Annotated in this window: 19 protein-coding genes; 11 read left to right on the forward strand and 8 right to left on the reverse strand. The window is 31.2% G+C overall.

Annotated features, from left to right (window positions below):
* Nucleotide 1 precedes the first annotated feature (1 nt).
* Nucleotides 2-784 carry an alpha/beta hydrolase gene (locus Q0935_RS02735; protein WP_299247156.1) on the reverse strand — a complete coding sequence of 261 codons (783 nt, stop codon included), beginning with the start codon at nucleotides 782-784 and terminating at the stop codon, nucleotides 2-4.
* Nucleotides 785-793: 9 nt separating this feature from the next.
* Nucleotides 794-1,933, reverse strand: a complete 1,140-nt coding sequence (locus tag Q0935_RS02740) for a cysteine desulfurase family protein (RefSeq protein ID WP_299382144.1) — start codon at nucleotides 1,931-1,933, stop codon at nucleotides 794-796.
* 167 nt (nucleotides 1,934-2,100) lie between these two features.
* On the opposite strand from Q0935_RS02740, the gene Q0935_RS02745 reads away from it, so the two are divergent.
* Nucleotides 2,101-3,042, forward strand: a complete 942-nt coding sequence (locus Q0935_RS02745; protein ID WP_299247152.1) for a hypothetical protein — start codon at nucleotides 2,101-2,103, stop codon at nucleotides 3,040-3,042.
* Nucleotides 3,043-3,045: 3 nt separating this feature from the next.
* Here Q0935_RS02745 and Q0935_RS02750 read toward each other — a convergent pair whose 3' ends face one another.
* Together Q0935_RS02750 and Q0935_RS02755 are read right to left on the reverse strand one after the other, a co-directional pair.
* Nucleotides 3,046-3,609 carry a Smr/MutS family protein gene (locus Q0935_RS02750; RefSeq protein ID WP_055436837.1) on the reverse strand — a complete coding sequence of 188 codons (564 nt, stop codon included), beginning with the start codon at nucleotides 3,607-3,609 and terminating at the stop codon, nucleotides 3,046-3,048.
* Nucleotides 3,606-3,809: a hypothetical protein gene (locus tag Q0935_RS02755; RefSeq protein ID WP_299382147.1), complete on the reverse strand. Its 204-nt coding sequence runs from the start codon at nucleotides 3,807-3,809 to the stop codon at nucleotides 3,606-3,608. Before Q0935_RS02755 ends, Q0935_RS02750 begins: the two co-directional genes overlap by 4 nt.
* Nucleotides 3,810-3,985: 176 nt before the next feature.
* Between Q0935_RS02755 and Q0935_RS02760 the strand changes: the two genes are divergently transcribed.
* The 3 genes from Q0935_RS02760 (at nucleotide 3,986) to Q0935_RS02770 (ending at nucleotide 6,557) form a co-directional block, all read left to right on the forward strand.
* Nucleotides 3,986-5,836, forward strand: coding sequence for a T9SS type A sorting domain-containing protein (locus Q0935_RS02760; protein WP_299382149.1), 1,851 nt, complete (start codon nucleotides 3,986-3,988; stop codon nucleotides 5,834-5,836).
* A 75-nt stretch (nucleotides 5,837-5,911) separates the two neighbouring features.
* Nucleotides 5,912-6,199 (forward strand): DUF2752 domain-containing protein, encoded by a 288-nt coding sequence (locus Q0935_RS02765; protein ID WP_299247144.1) that lies wholly within the window; start codon nucleotides 5,912-5,914, stop codon nucleotides 6,197-6,199.
* Nucleotides 6,200-6,212: 13 nt separating this feature from the next.
* The gene (locus Q0935_RS02770) at nucleotides 6,213-6,557 is read left to right on the forward strand and encodes a CCC motif membrane protein (protein WP_299247142.1); all 345 of its coding nucleotides are present in this window, start codon (nucleotides 6,213-6,215) and stop codon (nucleotides 6,555-6,557) included.
* Nucleotides 6,558-6,654: 97 nt separating this feature from the next.
* Here Q0935_RS02770 and rocD read toward each other — a convergent pair whose 3' ends face one another.
* Entirely contained in the window at nucleotides 6,655-7,935 is a 1,281-nt protein-coding gene (rocD, locus tag Q0935_RS02775; protein ID WP_299382151.1) for an ornithine--oxo-acid transaminase, read from the reverse strand.
* Nucleotides 7,936-8,357: 422 nt separating this feature from the next.
* Between rocD and rlmD the strand changes: the two genes are divergently transcribed.
* The 3 genes from rlmD to Q0935_RS02790 all read left to right on the forward strand — a co-directional run bounded on the left by rlmD (nucleotide 8,358) and on the right by Q0935_RS02790 (nucleotide 11,077).
* The gene (rlmD, locus tag Q0935_RS02780; protein ID WP_299247138.1) at nucleotides 8,358-9,770 is read left to right on the forward strand and encodes a 23S rRNA (uracil(1939)-C(5))-methyltransferase RlmD; all 1,413 of its coding nucleotides are present in this window, start codon (nucleotides 8,358-8,360) and stop codon (nucleotides 9,768-9,770) included.
* Between the two features lie 61 nt (nucleotides 9,771-9,831).
* Complete coding sequence (locus Q0935_RS02785) at nucleotides 9,832-10,350, forward strand: DUF6452 family protein (protein WP_299382154.1); 519 nt, start codon at nucleotides 9,832-9,834, stop codon at nucleotides 10,348-10,350.
* Nucleotides 10,322-11,077 carry a DUF6048 family protein gene (locus Q0935_RS02790; protein ID WP_299247134.1) on the forward strand — a complete coding sequence of 252 codons (756 nt, stop codon included), beginning with the start codon at nucleotides 10,322-10,324 and terminating at the stop codon, nucleotides 11,075-11,077. The genes Q0935_RS02785 and Q0935_RS02790 overlap by 29 nt, the downstream gene beginning before the upstream one ends.
* 36 nt (nucleotides 11,078-11,113) lie before the next feature.
* Here the strand turns inward: Q0935_RS02790 and Q0935_RS02795 are convergent, their stop codons facing one another.
* Nucleotides 11,114-11,578 carry a hypothetical protein gene (locus Q0935_RS02795; protein WP_299382156.1) on the reverse strand — a complete coding sequence of 155 codons (465 nt, stop codon included), beginning with the start codon at nucleotides 11,576-11,578 and terminating at the stop codon, nucleotides 11,114-11,116.
* An 8-nt stretch (nucleotides 11,579-11,586) separates the two neighbouring features.
* Nucleotides 11,587-12,747, reverse strand: coding sequence for a THUMP domain-containing protein (locus tag Q0935_RS02800; RefSeq protein ID WP_299382158.1), 1,161 nt, complete (start codon nucleotides 12,745-12,747; stop codon nucleotides 11,587-11,589).
* Nucleotides 12,748-12,838: 91 nt separating this feature from the next.
* Between Q0935_RS02800 and Q0935_RS02805 the strand changes: the two genes are divergently transcribed.
* The 4 genes from Q0935_RS02805 (at nucleotide 12,839) to Q0935_RS02820 (ending at nucleotide 15,816) form a co-directional block, all read left to right on the forward strand.
* Nucleotides 12,839-13,570, forward strand: coding sequence for a class I SAM-dependent methyltransferase (locus Q0935_RS02805; RefSeq protein WP_299382161.1), 732 nt, complete (start codon nucleotides 12,839-12,841; stop codon nucleotides 13,568-13,570).
* Between the two features lie 3 nt (nucleotides 13,571-13,573).
* Entirely contained in the window at nucleotides 13,574-14,248 is a 675-nt protein-coding gene (locus Q0935_RS02810) for a ZIP family metal transporter (RefSeq protein ID WP_299247128.1), read from the forward strand.
* Nucleotides 14,249-14,537: 289 nt separating this feature from the next.
* Nucleotides 14,538-14,966, forward strand: coding sequence for a DUF4268 domain-containing protein (locus Q0935_RS02815; RefSeq protein ID WP_055437074.1), 429 nt, complete (start codon nucleotides 14,538-14,540; stop codon nucleotides 14,964-14,966).
* 34 nt (nucleotides 14,967-15,000) lie between these two features.
* Nucleotides 15,001-15,816: an alpha/beta hydrolase-fold protein gene (locus tag Q0935_RS02820; RefSeq protein ID WP_299247125.1), complete on the forward strand. Its 816-nt coding sequence runs from the start codon at nucleotides 15,001-15,003 to the stop codon at nucleotides 15,814-15,816.
* A 146-nt stretch (nucleotides 15,817-15,962) separates the two neighbouring features.
* Here the strand turns inward: Q0935_RS02820 and Q0935_RS02825 are convergent, their stop codons facing one another.
* Nucleotides 15,963-17,138: a dicarboxylate/amino acid:cation symporter gene (locus Q0935_RS02825; protein ID WP_299247123.1), complete on the reverse strand. Its 1,176-nt coding sequence runs from the start codon at nucleotides 17,136-17,138 to the stop codon at nucleotides 15,963-15,965.
* Nucleotides 17,139-17,295: the final 157 nt, after the last annotated feature.

The following is a 17,295-nucleotide window of genomic DNA, read 5'->3' on the forward strand; positions in this document are numbered from 1 at the left end:
ATTAAGCCAAACTATTTATAAATTTAATACTCTGGATATTAAACGTTTCAGACTGGTCTACATTTACAACATGCCCACAATCTTCTATTACTAATAAAGTAGATTTAATGTGTTTAGCTACTATATTTCTTATAGATGGTAAAAACAGATGATCCTGCTCTCCCATAACATATAGGGTTGGTATTTTTATATCTTTAGCTCTAAAAAAACGTAATAATGGATTTATTTCCGATGTAAGTTTAAACCAACGTACAAACTCTTTTTGGTAAAGTTTTTTTGCTTCATTTACAAACAACGAACGTGACTTTTTATGGTTTTTACGTGGCATAATAATAAACGCAAAAAACTTATAAAGTAACATATAAGGTACTACAGATTTAAAAACAACACCTAGTTTTATTAATACTTGAGAACGGAAATTCAATTTCATAATCGCGCCTCCCATAATCATACTCTGTACACGTTCGGGATGCTTTTCAGCAAGATTTCGTATTAAAATTGTACCTAAAGAAATACCTACAAAATGGCTTTTTTCAATCTTTAAATGGTCTATAACTTCTACAATATCATTAGTAATAGAATCGAAAGTATATTTAGAATTAAATGCATCTTTTAGAGCTGGCTTTGAGTTACCATGACCTCTTAAATCTAAAACTAAAACATTAAACTGTGCACCAAAACTTCTTATTTGCTTAAACCAAATAGAAGAGCTTCCTCCTGCTCCGTGAACAAAAGTCACCCACTCTGTTGCTGTTTTATGTAAATAAGTAGAATAGTTTATCATAAAGCTAAATTACATAAAGTCTTTTAAAACAGCTACAACATAATCAATTTCTGTTATAGTGTTATATTTACAAAATGAAAACCTAAGAGAAGGCTTCTGCATATCGTCATCACATAGTATTTGCGACAATACATGAGAACCTTTACTACTACCACTTTGGCAAGCACTACCTCTAGAACAAGCAATACCTTTTAAGTCTAATTGAAATAGTAATATTGGTGCTTTTTCTGCTGCAATTGGTAAACAAACATTAACAACCGTGTATGTGCTTTTTTCTAAATCTCCCGAACTTCCATTAAAAATTGCTCCTGGAAAAGCTTCAGTTATAGACTTTATAAAATACTCTTTTAAAGAAGTGATATATGCACGTTCTTCGGTTAAATTAGCATAAGTTATTTTTAATGCTTCTTCCAAACCAACAATATTGTGTACCGATTCTGTTCCTGCTCTTGCACCACGCTCCTGCTCTCCACCAAAAATTAATGGTTTGATACCCGAGTGTTTTCTAATAAAAGCAAAACCAACACCTTTTGGTCCATGAAATTTATGTGCACTAACAGCTAAAAAATCAATGTTTATGTCTTGTAAATCTAATTCGTAATGTCCAACAGATTGTACAGTATCACTATGAAATAAAGCATTATTCGCTTTACATAATTCACCAACACGTTTAATATCTAAAATGTTTCCAATCTCATTATTAACATGCATTAGGCTTACCATTTTCTTTTCTGGAGAAAGTAGTAACTCTTCAAGATGTGCATAATTTATATGTCCATCGTCTTCCAAATCTACAAACGCAATGTTTATACCATATTCAAGTTCTAATTGATTTACAGTATATAAAACAGCATGGTGTTCTATACGCGAAGTAATAATTGTTTTTACACCCAAATCTCTAACAGCACTTCTAAGCGCAAGGTTATCTGCTTCTGTTCCTCCAGAAGTAAAAATAATCTCTGAAGCCGAACAATTAAGTTGCTTTGCTACTGTTTTTCTAGCACTCTCAACCATAGATTTAGAGGTACGTCCAAAACTATGCGTAGAAGATGCATTACCATAGCACTCATGCATAACTGTAGTCATTTTCTCTACAACTTCAGTTCTTATTTGCGTAGTTGCTGCACTATCAAAATATACTTGCTTCATTTTTTTGGGAAAACTTTAATACTTATTGCTAATCCTTGTAACTACTGATTTTTAAAAGGAAAAACAACCATTACAAGCCAACAAAAATAAGCCAAATAAAATTAATTACCATAAGCAGCGTTATCATTTACGCAATTCTGTTATTTTTGTTGCATAATCTATAATATATGAGAATTATTTTTTCTTTTTTAGCCTTAGCTTTTCTTTTTACAAGTTGTGATGATGGTGATGTTATTACTGCTGAACTAAGTTTTGGAGATACTTTTGAAACCTGTGGTGATTTAGTTTGTTATAAAATAAAAACAGATCCAAGCGAAACGCTTTCTATAAAACTAAATACAACACTTGCCGATTTAATAGAAACAGAAACAGATCCTACTAATCCCTACTTAAAAGTTTTAGTAAACAATAATCCATCTTTTGCAATTAGTTCTACAAACGTTTTTAATTACAGAACATATGCTAATACTGTTACAGACAATGTATTTTGTAGCGATATTCCTCCTTCTAATCTAGCCATTACAAACGATTATACATCAGATGAAGGTGCTGCAACGTTTATCATAGAATTAATAGAAGATGATAATGATGGTATTCCTGCAGAATTTGAAGATTTAGATGGTGACGGTGATTATTATAATGATGATACTGATGGTGATGGTATACCAAATTTTTTAGATGCTGACGATGATGGTGATAATGTATTAACAAAAACAGAAATTGAATCTCAAACTATTACAACATTAGATGAACTAAACTTAGTTTTAAATACAGATGCTAATTTTGTAAATGGAGACAATCTCCCAAATTATTTAGACCCAGACGATGATGCTGATGGTGTTTTAACAATAAATGAAGAAGGCTTTCTTACTCCAGACTTAGATCCTACAGATGATATTACAGATCCTAGTGTTGGTCCTGATTATTTAAATCCTGATGTAAGTAGCAATGATGCAGGAACACTTTCGTATAGATCTCACACAATAAAACAAAGTTTTGTATTAGAACTAACGATTTCTAATATTACTTTATCAATTTTATCACAAGACTTTATTGAGTTTGGGACTAAAACAACTACAAGTTCTAGAACTGTAACACCATCATTTTAAAACTTAGTCGTGTGGTTTAATGTTTTGATAGATATAAACCTCTGTAGCTCCTTGTCCGTATTTTTTGTAATCGGCGTCGTAAAACTTCACGTTATTATAACGCTTAAAAAGGTACTCTAACTCCATTTTTAGTGTGCCTTCACCAACACCGTGAATAAATACAATTTTTTGTATTTTTTTTTGCATGGCGAACTCTAACTTATGTTTTGCTGTATCTAACTGAATTAGTTTTTTATCATGACTAGTCATGTTTCTTTCAGATTTCACCAAATGATGTAAATGCAAATCGACTTCCATTGTTGGCTGAAAGCGTTCTTTAGGTTTTACTTTAGGTAGTGTTCTTTTTTTATTCGATTCTTTTTCTGAAAGCACTTGATTTATACTCTTACTACTAAAAGCGCTTTTTCTAAGACTATCGCCTTCTTTTTTAACAATTTCATGAGCACTAAAAGACAACTCAAAACCATCTTGATCTTCAATTGTAATTTCAGAATTTGAAATTTTTATAACCACACCAGAAAGTGCTTCGTCTAAAACATATACGTAATCACCAATTTTAAAGCTCATTCTTCTTCGTCTTTAATTTCATAATCATTTTTAGGTTTATTACTTGATAGTTTAGCATTAAGCATAAACAAACCAGACATTAAAGTAAAAATCCCTAAAACCAAAAGTAAAACACTCTGGTTTTCGTTCGCATTAACATAAATAGCAATGCTTCCTCCTAATAAAATAAGCAAATAGCTTATGGTGTTTTTATGTTTCATTTATATATAAAAAAGCAAATATAAACGTTTTCTATAGGAACAAATTGAATGATTTAAAATAAATACGATAAAACGACACTAAAATACTATGAAAATCAACACGTTAACTACATATAATTTTTTATATTTGCATAAGCTCCACATTAAACCTAGTAGTAACCCAAATTAAGAACACTATGAAAACCTACCTTAACACCTTTCTCCTATGCTTTTTATGTAGCTATAGCTTTGCACAACTTTCTGTTAGAAATAACGCTTACGTATTTATAAAAGATGCTTTTGTATATGTTGAAGACGATGTAAAACTAGAAGAAGCTACCACAAGAATTTATCTTAGAGATGAAGCACAATTATTACAAGGAACAGGATCGACTGGTAATTCTGGCGTTGGTAAGCTAAGTGTTTATCAAGAAGGAACCGTTAATAATTATGCCTATAACTATTGGGCTTCGCCTGTTGGTGAAATTAGTGTAAACGATAATATAAACAGAGATTTTATAATTGGAGATGTTTTAAACGATGCTACTGGATTAATCTCTAGCCTTCCTATAACATTAGGCACATCTTATGATGGTACAGCTTCTCCTTTAACAATTTCTCAGCATTGGCTTTATGGTTATAGCCCTGGTGCTACATATAGCGATTGGGATTATATAGGAGCGGGAGCACCTTTAAAACCTGGTTATGGTTTTAGTATGAAAGGCTCTACAGGTTCTACAAGCCAACAATACGATTTTAGAGGTAAACCAAATTCTGGAAATATAACTGTTGATGTTATTGCAACGCAATTTACTTTAGCAGGAAATCCTTATCCATCTGCTTTAGATACTTATGCATTTATTCACGATACAGATAATTCTTCAAAAATGTTAGGAAGTTTATTGTTTTGGGAACAAGATCCAACTGTAAACTCGCATAATCTTTCGGCTTATGTTGGTGGTTATGCAACTTACACTGTTGCAGATATTGGATCAGGTACTCTTCTAGGAACTTATGTGCCTGCTACATTTCAAACACTTGGTAATGATGGATTTCCTGCTTCTGGAGCTGGTACAGTAAGTGACCCATCTAAGAAAGTAAAACGTTATTTACCAATTGGGCAAGGTTTTATGATTGAAGGCGATCCTGGAATTACAGGAACACAATCTGTGACTTTCAAAAATTCACACCGTGCATTTGCTAAAGAATCTGGTACAGAAAGTGAATTTTTTAGAACTTCTAGTTCTAGCTCTAGTTCTAGTTCTAGCTCTAGCTCTAGTACTGTTTCTAACGTTACAGAAAATACTTTTAATGATATACAGTATAATACGGAGGGATTTCAAGTACTACCTCAGAGTGAAGATTTAAGACGTTTTAGACTAAATGTTGATTTTAATAATGAAATTACAAGACAATTAGTACATAACTTTGTTCCTTCGGCTACAACCGGATTCGATTATGGTTTAGAAACTAACAATAGTTCGCCTAATGGTAGAGATGCTTATTTTATAGATGCAACAACAATGGCTTACATTGCACAAGCAAATGTATATGATATTGATTTAAAAATACCTTTAGTAGTTACTATAGATGCAGATATGCCTTTGCGTGTAAGAATTTACGATGTACAGAATTTTAATGACGAACCTATTTACCTACACGATAAAGTAACAGACATTTATTATGATTTAACAGTATTAGATTATAATACAAATCTAGATACAGGAACTTACACCGATCGTTTTGAGATTACTTTTGTAGGAACTACAGAAACACTATCTACAGATGAATTTACAGATTCAAATTTTATGGTATTTCAAAACAATACAATCTCACAATTAGTAGTTGCAAACCCAAATTCTTTAACAGTAAAATCTGTATCGTTAACAGATATTAGTGGCAGACAGATTTTTAAGAAAGTAAATTTAAGTAATACTTCACGTCACGAATTTTCTACTAGAAACTTAAGCGATGGTGTTTATATAGCAACTGTAACTTTAGAAAACAATAATCTAATAAGTAAAAAAGTAGTTATTGCTAACAAATAAGCTGATAACTCAAAAAATAAAAAGCTGCTATTTAAATAGCAGCTTTTTTTATGAATATTATTTACATTTGCCTGTATGATGATATTACAAGAACAATACATGTTACCTTGCTTAAACAAAAGACTATTTGGTTTTGATTGTATGGGTTGTGGTTTGCAACGTAGCCTTTCTTTTTTGTATCATGGAGAGTTTGTAGCTGCTTTTAAAATGTATCCAGCTATTTACACACTTATTCCTTTAGCACTAATAATATTAACCTCTTTTTTTTATAAATTTAAACATATAAATAAAATTATTAATGGACTCGCAATAGCTTCCGTTTTAATTATTATTATTAGTTTTATAGTCAAGAAATTAATTTAAAAAACCAACAAAAATGGAACAACAAAAACTACCAAACGCATTAATAAGTATTATTTTAGGAATAACATCTTTTATTGGTTGCTGCTGTACAAGTGGATTTGGAGGTATCGTTTTATCTGGTATTGCTCTATTTTTAGCAAAAAAGGATGAAAAGAAATACCTTGAAAACCCAGAGAATTATAGTAATTATGGACAAGTAAAAACAGCTAAAATTATTGCAATCATTGGATTGATTTTAGGAGTAATTACAGCTGGTGCGTATCTATATTTAGTTTCAACAGGTCAATTAGATGAGCTTAGAGAAAACTATATGGAGATGTTATCAGAAATGCAAGAAGCACAGCCTGCTGCAGAGTAAATAAAACATTGTTAAAATAAAAAAGCCTTTCAAAATTATTTTGAAAGGCTTTTTCTATTCTATTAGTTAACCTTATTAGCTAACTGTATTGACAATTCTACTTTTCAAATTGTTTTAATGTCTTTGTTATAATAGACACACAATCTAATAATTGCTCTTTAGTCATAACTAAAGGTGGAGCAAAACGTATAATGTTTCCATGTGTAGGTTTCGCTAATAGGCCATTATCTCTTAAAGCCATACAAATATTCCAAGCGGTATCGCTATCTTCTGTATCGTTAATTAAAATAGCATTTAATAAACCTTTACCTCTTACACCATTTACAATATTTGAAGTTTCGATAAATTTAGCTAATTCTGCCCTAAATAATTCTCCTAAAACTTGAGCATTTTCAGCAAGGTTTTCGTCTTTAATTACTTCTAAAGCAGCCATAGCAATAGCAGCTGCAACAGGATTACCTCCAAATGTACTACCGTGGTTTCCTGGTTTAATAACATCCATAATAGCATTATTAGCTAAAACAGCAGACACAGGATATGCACCTCCAGATAAAGCTTTACCTAAAATAAGGATATCTGCTTTAACTTCTGGTGTTCCAGAACAATGTTTATCTTCACATGTACAATTTCCACAAGTTGCTAATAAACGACCTGTTCTTGCAATTCCTGTTTGTACTTCATCTGCAATAAATAAAACGTTATACTTTTCGCATAATGCTTTAGCTGCTGCTAGATAACCTTCCGTTGGTACATAAACACCAGCTTCTCCTTGAATAGGTTCTACTAAAAATCCAGCAATATTATTATTACTAGAAAGTGCTTCTTCTAAAGCTTTAAGGTTATTGTACTCAATTTTTATAAATCCTTTTGTGTAAGGACCAAAGTTTTTTCTTGCAACAGGATCGTTAGAAAAAGAGATAATTGTAGTTGTTCTTCCATGGAAGTTATTTTCACAAACAATTATTTCAGCTTCATTTTCATCAATTCCTTTTACTTCGTAAGCCCATTTTCTACATAGTTTTAAAGCTGTCTCTACAGCTTCTGCACCTGTATTCATTGGTAATAACTTATCGAAACCAAAAGTTTCTGTAGCGTACTTTTCAAACTTACCTAACATATCGTTATAAAACGCACGAGAAGTTAAGGTTAATGTTTTTGCTTGATTTGTCATTGCCTCAATAATTCTTGGATGACAATGTCCTTGGTTTACTGCAGAATAAGCCGAAAGGAAATCGTAATACTTTTTTCCTTCTACATCCCAAACATAAACGCCTTCTCCTCTACTTAATACTACTGGAAGCGGATGGTAATTATGTGCTCCATACTTGTTCTCTAAATCCATCGCTTGTTGCGATGTTAATTGTTCTAAAACTGCCATTTTAAATGTGTTTAATTAATGAATAAAATATCCATTCCTTATCTACCTTTATCCTTTCGAAGAGTCGAAAATTCAGCGTGGGAAAGAAATCATCCCTAAGACCCGCAAATTACTAAATAATTGTTGCTTCTTAAAATGTTATTTTGAAATTTTTACGAACAAAATACTGCTAAGAATTTTAGATCTTTTAATCCATTTAAAAAGTAGTCTTTATCCTTACTCTATTAATTTATAACATCATAACATCAATAACATTTCATCTTTTTAGTAAATTAAATTGTTCACTTTTTCTTCTTAAAACCTCAATAATAATGGACGTTACAAAGCGAATAAAGAACTAGGATATTATTTTTATTTTTAAGTTCTTTAAAAAACTTCATTTTACATTCATTTTATTTATTCCTATTAGTATTTTTGCATCTATGGCAAGAAAGAATAAAAGAAAGCAAGTTTTTACAGAAGTTGAAGTTTTTGATACTGCAGCAAAAGGAAAATCGGTTGCAAAAGCACCAGATGGAAAAGTGATTTTTCTACCAAATGCAGTACCTGGAGATGTTGTAGATGTGCAAACATTTAAAAAGCGTAAAGCATATTACGAAGGTAAGGCAACTGTATTTCATACTTTAAGTGATAAAAGAACAGAACCTGCTTGCGAGCATTACGGAGTTTGTGGTGGTTGTAAGTGGCAAGATATGGCTTACGAGCATCAGTTATATTACAAGCAAAAAGAAGTTACCAATAATTTAATTAGAATTGGACATATAGAATTGCCAGAAATAACACCTATAAAAGCAGCTGCAGAACAGTACTTTTATAGAAATAAAATGGAATTCTCTTTTAGTGATAGCCGTTGGTTAACACTAGACGAAATACAAAGTGACGAAGATTTAGGAGATAGAAATGCTTTAGGTTTTCATATTCCTGGAATGTGGGATAAAATATTGGATGTAAAAAAATGTCATTTACAAGCAGATCCATCGAATGCTATTAGAAATGAAATCAAGAATTTTGCTTTAGCAAATGGACTTGAATTTTTTAATACTAGAAACCAAACTGGATTGTTACGTACTTTAATGTTACGTACATCTTCAACTGGAGATATAATGGTATTGGTTCAGTTTTTTAAAGACGATAAAGAAAAACGTGAGTTATTATTAAACCATGTATCTGAAGTTTTTCCAGAGATAACATCATTACAATACGTTGTTAACGAAAAAGCAAACGACACTATTTACGATCAAGATGTGATTTGCTATAAAGGACAAGACCACATTTTTGAAGAAATGGAAGGTTTAAAATTCAAGATTAATGCTAAGTCTTTTTACCAAACAAATTCTGCACAAGCATTCGAGTTATACAAGCTTACACGTGAATTTGCTGGATTAAAAGGAGACGAACTGGTTTATGATTTATATACAGGAACAGGAACTATAGCGCAATTTGTTGCTAAACAAGCAAAAAAGGTTGTTGGTGTAGAATCTGTACCAGATGCAATTACTGCTGCTAAAGAAAACGCACAATTTAATGGCATAGATAACGTTGAGTTTTATGTTGGTGATATGAAAAACGTTTTTAACGAAGCGTTTATTAAAACACATGGCCAGCCAGATGTTATTATTACAGATCCACCAAGAGATGGTATGCACAAAGACGTTGTTAAACAAATATTAAACGTTGCGCCACAAAAAGTAGTTTATGTAAGTTGCAATAGTGCTACACAAGCTAGAGACTTAGAATTAATGGATGCTGTGTATAAAGTGACAAAAACGCAGGCTGTAGATATGTTTCCACAAACGCACCATGTAGAAAATATTGTACTTTTAGAAAAACGTTAGGTTTTCTACTTTGCTAAAGAGTTAATAATAAATAAGATTACCGCTTTCGCGGAAAGTAAACATGAAAAAAATAACAACCTTACTTCTACTCTTAGTTTGTATTGCTTTTAGTTGCGAACGAGACGATATTTGTCCAGAAGATACGCCTACTACTCCAAGACTTATTGTAGAGTTTAGAGATATTACCTTAACAGATAATACTAAAAACGTTCCTGGATTACGTATTGAAGATTTTGATGATGATACACGTACTCTAGATGAAGATCATAGCATTACAAGTGAAGATCAAATGTTATTACCTTTAAATACCAATGCAAATGAGACTAAGTATCGTGTGTATAGAGATTATGAGAATGACGAGGATGTAATTACAGGTAATCCAGATGTAATAACAATTACATACGAAACTTCAGAAATATATGTTTCTAGAGCTTGTGGCTATAAAACTGTTTTTGAAAATGTAGTATTAACTATAACTCCAGAAACTGGTTCTGATAATTGGATGCTATTTGCTGCACCAGAAAATGAAAACCAATCTGTAATAAATGAAGATGAGATACACTATACAATACGTCACTAGTTGTTTTTTTCTGTTCTGCTGCATATTTGTTAATGCGCAAGAAGAAAAAGAAACACAAATTGTAGACTCAATACAATACATTCAAAAATATGGTCTTAGAGTTGGTACAGATATAGGAAAACTTATTCGTACAGCTACAGACGACGATTATTCTGGATTTGAGATTAATGGTGATTTTAGATTAACAAAAAAACTATTTGTTGCTGCAGAAATAGGTGTTGAAGAAAAAACGACAACTACAGATTTTTTAAGTTCAACTGCCAATGGTAGCTATATTAAAGCTGGTGTAGATTATAATATGTACACTAACTGGCTAGACATGAATAACATGATCTATAGTGGTTTTAGAGTTGGTTTTAGTTCTTTTTCTCAAACTAGAAATAGCTATACTGTTTACAACCAAAACCAGTTTTGGCAACCACAATTTACAAATAACGAACCTCAAGAGTTTAGTGGACTATCTTCAACATGGTTAGAACTAATAATTGGTATTAAAGCCGAAATTGTAACTAATTTATTTATTGGGTTAAATGCACAATTAAAGAGCACAATATCTAATAAGGATTTAGATAATTTTGAAAGCCTATACATTCCTGGCTTTTACAAAACTTACGATAGCGGAAACTTTGGAGTGGGTTATAGTTATACTATTTCGTATTCGATACCTTTATTTAAAAAAGGAAAGAAAGAGGCTGAAATTGAAGAAGTAAAAGAAGAAAAGGAATAAGCACTTTAACACAGGAGCTTTTAGTTAGTTCTAATATTATACAGCTGTATTATTAAAAGAATGCCAAGCAGTATTTATTTTATTGACTTTAAGTAAATAGGGGATTAAAAGTGCTATTTCAAGTCTAATTACAACACCTTGTTCTTCAATTAGAAAAGGCATTACAAACATACTGAATACACAAAAAAAGATTCCAAAAACAGCATCTATCTTCGAAGAGATAATGGCCCAATCTTTTTCAAAAAGTAGACCATAACTTGTAATACCTTTATAAATAAATAGAATTATTATTAGTAAACCTATTAACGAATGTGGATTTGTTTCTTCCAATCCATAAAGCGAAATACTAAAGCTTATATTAAAAAAACCAGCTATTAGTCCAAAAATAGCTAGTCCACCGGTAATCATAAAAAACCAACTAAAAAAACGAATCCACCAAGGTAACAAGGCGCTCCTTCTAAGAGGTACTTGTTTAGCATCTGCTTTATCGGTGTTCTCCATTATGGTTTTTAATTATCCATATACTTGCCTTTCTTACTTCCAGCGTACATTACATACTTAAGTAAACGAGACTCTAGTTTTGCATTCATTAATTTAATTTTACGAGAAGGACGCAATCCTACGTGTTTTATAGCTTCTAAATTAGAAGTAATAAACCAAGCATCTGTATTTGGGTATCCTTGTTTTAAAGTATCTCCAATCTCCTTATAAAAACTCTCCATTTCAATATCTAAACGTTCTCCATAAGGCGGATTGAAAACAATATGCAACTTCCCTTCTCCTCCTCTTTGCGTTTTAAAGAAATCTTCATGCTTAATAGTTATAAACTCGTCTAAATGTGCATTTTTTATATTATCTGTTGCTTTTGCAACAGCACTTGGCGATTTATCGAAACCAATAATTTTATGATGGAAATCTCTAGTTTTTTTCAATAGAGATTCTTCAATTTTTTCAAAAAGATCAACATCCCAATCGTTCCAACGTTCGAATGCAAATTCTTTACGCATTAAATTTGGCGGAATATTACAAGCTATCATTGCTGCTTCAGCTAAAATAGTTCCACTACCACACATTGGATCCATAAAATCCGATTGCCCATCCCAACCAGAAAGCATAATTAATCCAGCTGCAAGAACTTCGTTAATTGGTGCAATATTAGTTGCTGTTTTATAACCACGTTTATGTAACGATTCTCCAGATGTATCTAAAGAAATAGTACAAACAGTACGGTCAATATGTACATTTATCTTTAAATCTGGGAAACGCAAATCTACATTTGGACGCTCACCAGTTTCATCTCTAAACTTATCTACAATCGCATCTTTTGTTTTTTGCGCTATATATAAAGAGTGCGTAAAAACGGTTGAATTAACAGTAGCACTAACGGCTAATGTTCCAGTAGATTTCATGTACTGACTCCAGTCCATTTTATACACATTATCGTATAAATCTTTTTCATTATTAATACGAAACGTTTTAATAGGTTTTAAAATTTTTATTGCAGTTCTTAAAGCTAAATTGGCTTTATACATAAAACCTTTATCTCCAGAAAAACTGACATTTCTAACACCTTCTTTTACGCCCACAGCACCAAGCTGCGTTAATTCTTTTGCTAATATTTCTTCAAAACCAAATAAGGTTTTGGCAACCATATTGAAATTATCTTCCATTCTTTTCGTCTAATAGAATGCAAAAATACTCTATTTTTGTACTAACTAGTAATAAACTAAAATCAGATTCCCATTTTCATGGGAAATAATTATGATAAAAGACGACACAACATGGTATGCTTCATGGTTTAACACTCCATTTTACCATATTTTATATAAAGACAGGGATTATGCCGAAGGCGAAAACTTTATGTATAATCTTACAGAATACTTAAATATTCCTGAAAACGGAAAAATATTAGACCTTGCTTGTGGTAAAGGTAGACATGCTATTTATTTAAATAAAATAGGTTACGATGTTACTGGAGTAGATTTATCTGAAAACAGTATAGAACACGCAAAGCAGTTTGAAAACGATACACTACACTTTAATGTTCACGATATGTGTAAACCATATCACGAACAGTTTGATGCTGTATTTAATCTCTTTACTAGCTTTGGTTACTTCGAAAATGAAGAAGACAACCTTAATACTATAAAAGCCATTAAAGCCAATTTAAACGAAACTGGTTTTGGTGTAATAGACTTTTTAAATAGCGATTTTATTATAGATAATTTAGTACCTGAAAACACAAAAACTGTAGATGGTATCGACTTTTTGCAAAAAAGACGTGTAGAAAACGGTTATATTATTAAAGATATTTCTTTTACTGCCGATGGTAAAGATTACGAATTTCAAGAACGTGTTCGCGCCTTTACTTTAGCAGATTTTGAAGCACTTTTTGAAAAGGCTGGTGTTTATTTACTTGATGTTTTTGGAGATTATAAATTAAATAAATTCCATAAAAAAACATCTCAACGTTTAATACTTATTTTTAAGTAAACTATGCTTGTAAATATTATATTACCTATACTATCTGTTGTTTTAGGCTTCTTTATCGTTTTTGCTTTTAAACCAAATAAAGCTAAGTATTTAAAATTACTACTTGCTTTTAGTGGTGCCTTTTTATTATCTATTACTGTTTTTCACTTTCTTCCAGAAGTGTATCATAGTGATTATAAAAGTGTAGGACTCTTTATTATGATTGGTATTTTACTCCAAATTATATTAGAGTTTTTCTCTAAAGGTGCCGAACATGGCCATGTACATATTAGTAAAAACGAAACAACATTTCCTTGGCTACTGTTTATTAGTTTAAGCATACATAGTGTATTAGAAGGACTACCAATAGATGGGCATACAAATTTAATTTATGGTATCATTATCCATAAATTACCAGTTGCTATTATACTATCGACATTCTTTTTAGCTTCAAAAATGTCTAAAACTAAATCTTTAGCATTCTTGTTATTATTTGCTTTAATGACACCTTTAGGCGTGTTTTTATCGGCTAATTTTAACTTCTTTGAAAACTATCATATTCAAATTTCGGCAATAGTAATAGGTATCTTTTTACATATTTCTACAACTATTTTATTTGAAAGTAACGAAGACCATAAATTTAATATCACCAAACTAGCAACTATTATTAGTGCAATTATAATAGCTTATTTTATATAGCAAATTCCTACGAAAGCAGGGATCTCATATTTTTTTTTATAAATTTGATATTATAGCATTTAGTTTTTATCCGTAATGGATTGAGTATTTTTATCAAAAAAAAGTAATACATTAATATAGTGACTAAATCACTAGATTCCTGCTTTCGCAGGAATGACAAAATAGCCTGAAAACGTTAAGTATCGAGAACAAGCTAATTAACCAAACCTTCTCGATACAAATTGTTTCATGCTGCAACAATTTATTCGAAGTGACAACAGAATAAATTTTTAACCATAAACTTGAAAACGTGTTTAGCAAAGAAGAATCAAGACAAATAAAACAATTATTCTGGACCAGTTTTGGGAAATCTTTTCCAACAAAATGGATTCTATACAATACTAAAATAAAAGGTTTTAGCTTTAAATTTTATTTCGATAATAAAAGTGCACACGTTAGTTTGGACCTAGAAGACGATTTAGAAAACCGTATTAACTATTGGGAAAAACTACAACAAGTAAAATCTATTTTAACTACAGATTTTTTACCAGATGCTATTTTTGAAGAAGAATACTATCTCGATAATGGGAAAGAAATCTCTAGAATTTATGTGCCTTTAGGTTATAAAGTATCTATTCATAATAAAAATACTTGGCAAGAAGTTATGGTGTTTTTAAACGAAAAAATGAGTGCTTTTGAAGCCTTTTATTATGAGTATGAAGATTTTATAAAAGCCTAAATAATTGGTATCTTCGTTTTTTAAAGCATAGAAAATGAAGACACTACTCTATTATTCCTTTTTAGTATTATTAGCTTTTAACTGTACAAATAAGCCAGGAAATAGCGATCCAATACCTAAACACGACAACTTTACAATCAACTCTCAATTCGTAAATGAAGAAAGAGTAATAAACGTATGGGTTCCCGAAAATTATAATGCTATTACAGATTCACTTCCTGTGCTATACATGCCAGATGGAGGTATAAAAGAAGATTTTCCGCATATAGCGAATACCGTCTCTAAGTTAATAGCGTCTAAAAGTATTCCGCCAACAATTTTAGTAGGTATTGAAAACACTGAGCGTGGAAGAGATTTAACTGGCTTTTCTGAAATTAAAGACGATGAGCAATATTGTCCTTTAACAGATGGCGCTAAAAACTTTAGAGCTTTTATTACTCAAGAATTAATGCCTAAAATTGATAATGAGTATAGAACTACTGCAAAAAAAGGCCTTATAGGCGAGTCTTTAGCCGGATTATTTGTAATGGAAACCTTGTTTTTACAGCCCGAAGCTTTCGATTATTATATTGCCATGGATCCTTCCTTATGGTGGAATAATCATTATTTAGAAAGAAAAGCTAGCGATTATTTAAAACAGTTTCCAAACAAAGACATTATACTTTGGTTTGCTGGTTCTGCTGTAGAGGATATTTCAATACACACAAACAACCTTGCTAAGACTTTAGAAAACGATCATCCAAATAATCTAATTTGGAACTACTCTAATGAGCCTAACGAAGAGCACAGCACCATTTTTAGAGCCACAAAAGAAAAAGCTATGATTTGGGCTATGAATAAAAACGAATAGCTAAAAAAGCATTCCAATTAAAAACAAAATAGACTTTTAATAAATAGACTTCACAAAAAAGCCTCAGTAATACTGAGGCTTTTTTGTATTATCACTCCTACTCTCATAGGAAATAGTTTATAAATATTTAAAGTGCCTTCTTAAAACTAAGCAGCAACCTTTTCTTGCGTTAATTTATTTACGACTAAAGAAATAGCGCCATCACCAGTAACATTACAAGCAGTACCAAAACTGTCCATTGCAATGTATAAAGCAATCATTAATCCTAACATTTCATCATTAAAACCTAGCATAGACTGTAAAATACCAACAGCAGCCATAATTGCACCTCCAGGTACACCAGGTGCAGCAATCATAGCGATTCCTAACACAAATATAAATCCTGCAAAAAGTGTAAAACTAAATGGCATACCATGTAAAATCATTAATGCCATAGCACAAGCTGTAATTTTCATAATACTACCAGAAAGATGTATTGTAGCACATAAAGGAATAACAAAACCGGCAATTTTTTCTGAAACACCATTCTTTAAAGCTTGTTCTAAAGTCACAGGAATAGTAGCTGCCGAAGATTGAGTTCCTAATGCTGTAAAGTACGCAGGCATCATAGTTGCCAACAATTTAAAAGGATTCTGTTTTGTAAGTATACCTGCAATAGTATATTGAAGCAGTAATAATAAAATATGTAAGGCAAAAATAACACCTATAATACTAATGAATACAGAAAGTATTGAAAATACTTTTCCGCTAAAAGACATGCTTGCAAATATGCCTAAAATAAATAGTGGTAATAATGGTACAATTACCTTTTCAATTAATTTCATTATAATCTTCTGAAAATCTTTAACCACTAATTTTAAAGTTGATTTCTCTTGAGAAGCAAGACCTAAACCTATTACAAAGGCTAAGACTAAAGAAGTCATAACATCTAATGCTGGTGGAATGGTGATGCTAAAATATGGTAGTAATTCGCGTCCAGCATCGGTAATTTGAGCTGCGTCATTAACATGAGATTCTAGAAGTGCTGGAAATATATTGGATGCTGTAAAATAAGTCATAAACCCAGAAAACAAGGTCGAACCATAAGCAATACCTGCAGTAAGTAATAATAATTTACCAGCTCCTTTTCCTAAATCGGAAATGGCAGGCATTATTAAACCCATGATAATTAACGGAATTGCAAAATTTAAAAACTGACCAAAAAAGGCATTAAAAGTTGCGAATACGCGGTTTAAAGATTCTGGAAAGTACTGACCAAAAACAATACCTAATACTATGGCTAAAAAAACTTTAAATAATAAGTTCGAGAATATACGTTTCATAATATCTACAAATTAATAGAAAGCAGTATTTGCCTTGCTATAGGTTATTTTTAAGCTCGCTAATATACAACCAATCTAAGGATAGAACATTTAATAATATCTCTTTTTTTGAGCTCTAAAATTAATACGTATTTATAATATTCTCTAGACTTATAAT

Source organism: uncultured Lacinutrix sp. (assembly GCF_947500605.1).
GTDB lineage: Bacteria > Bacteroidota > Bacteroidia > Flavobacteriales > Flavobacteriaceae > Lacinutrix.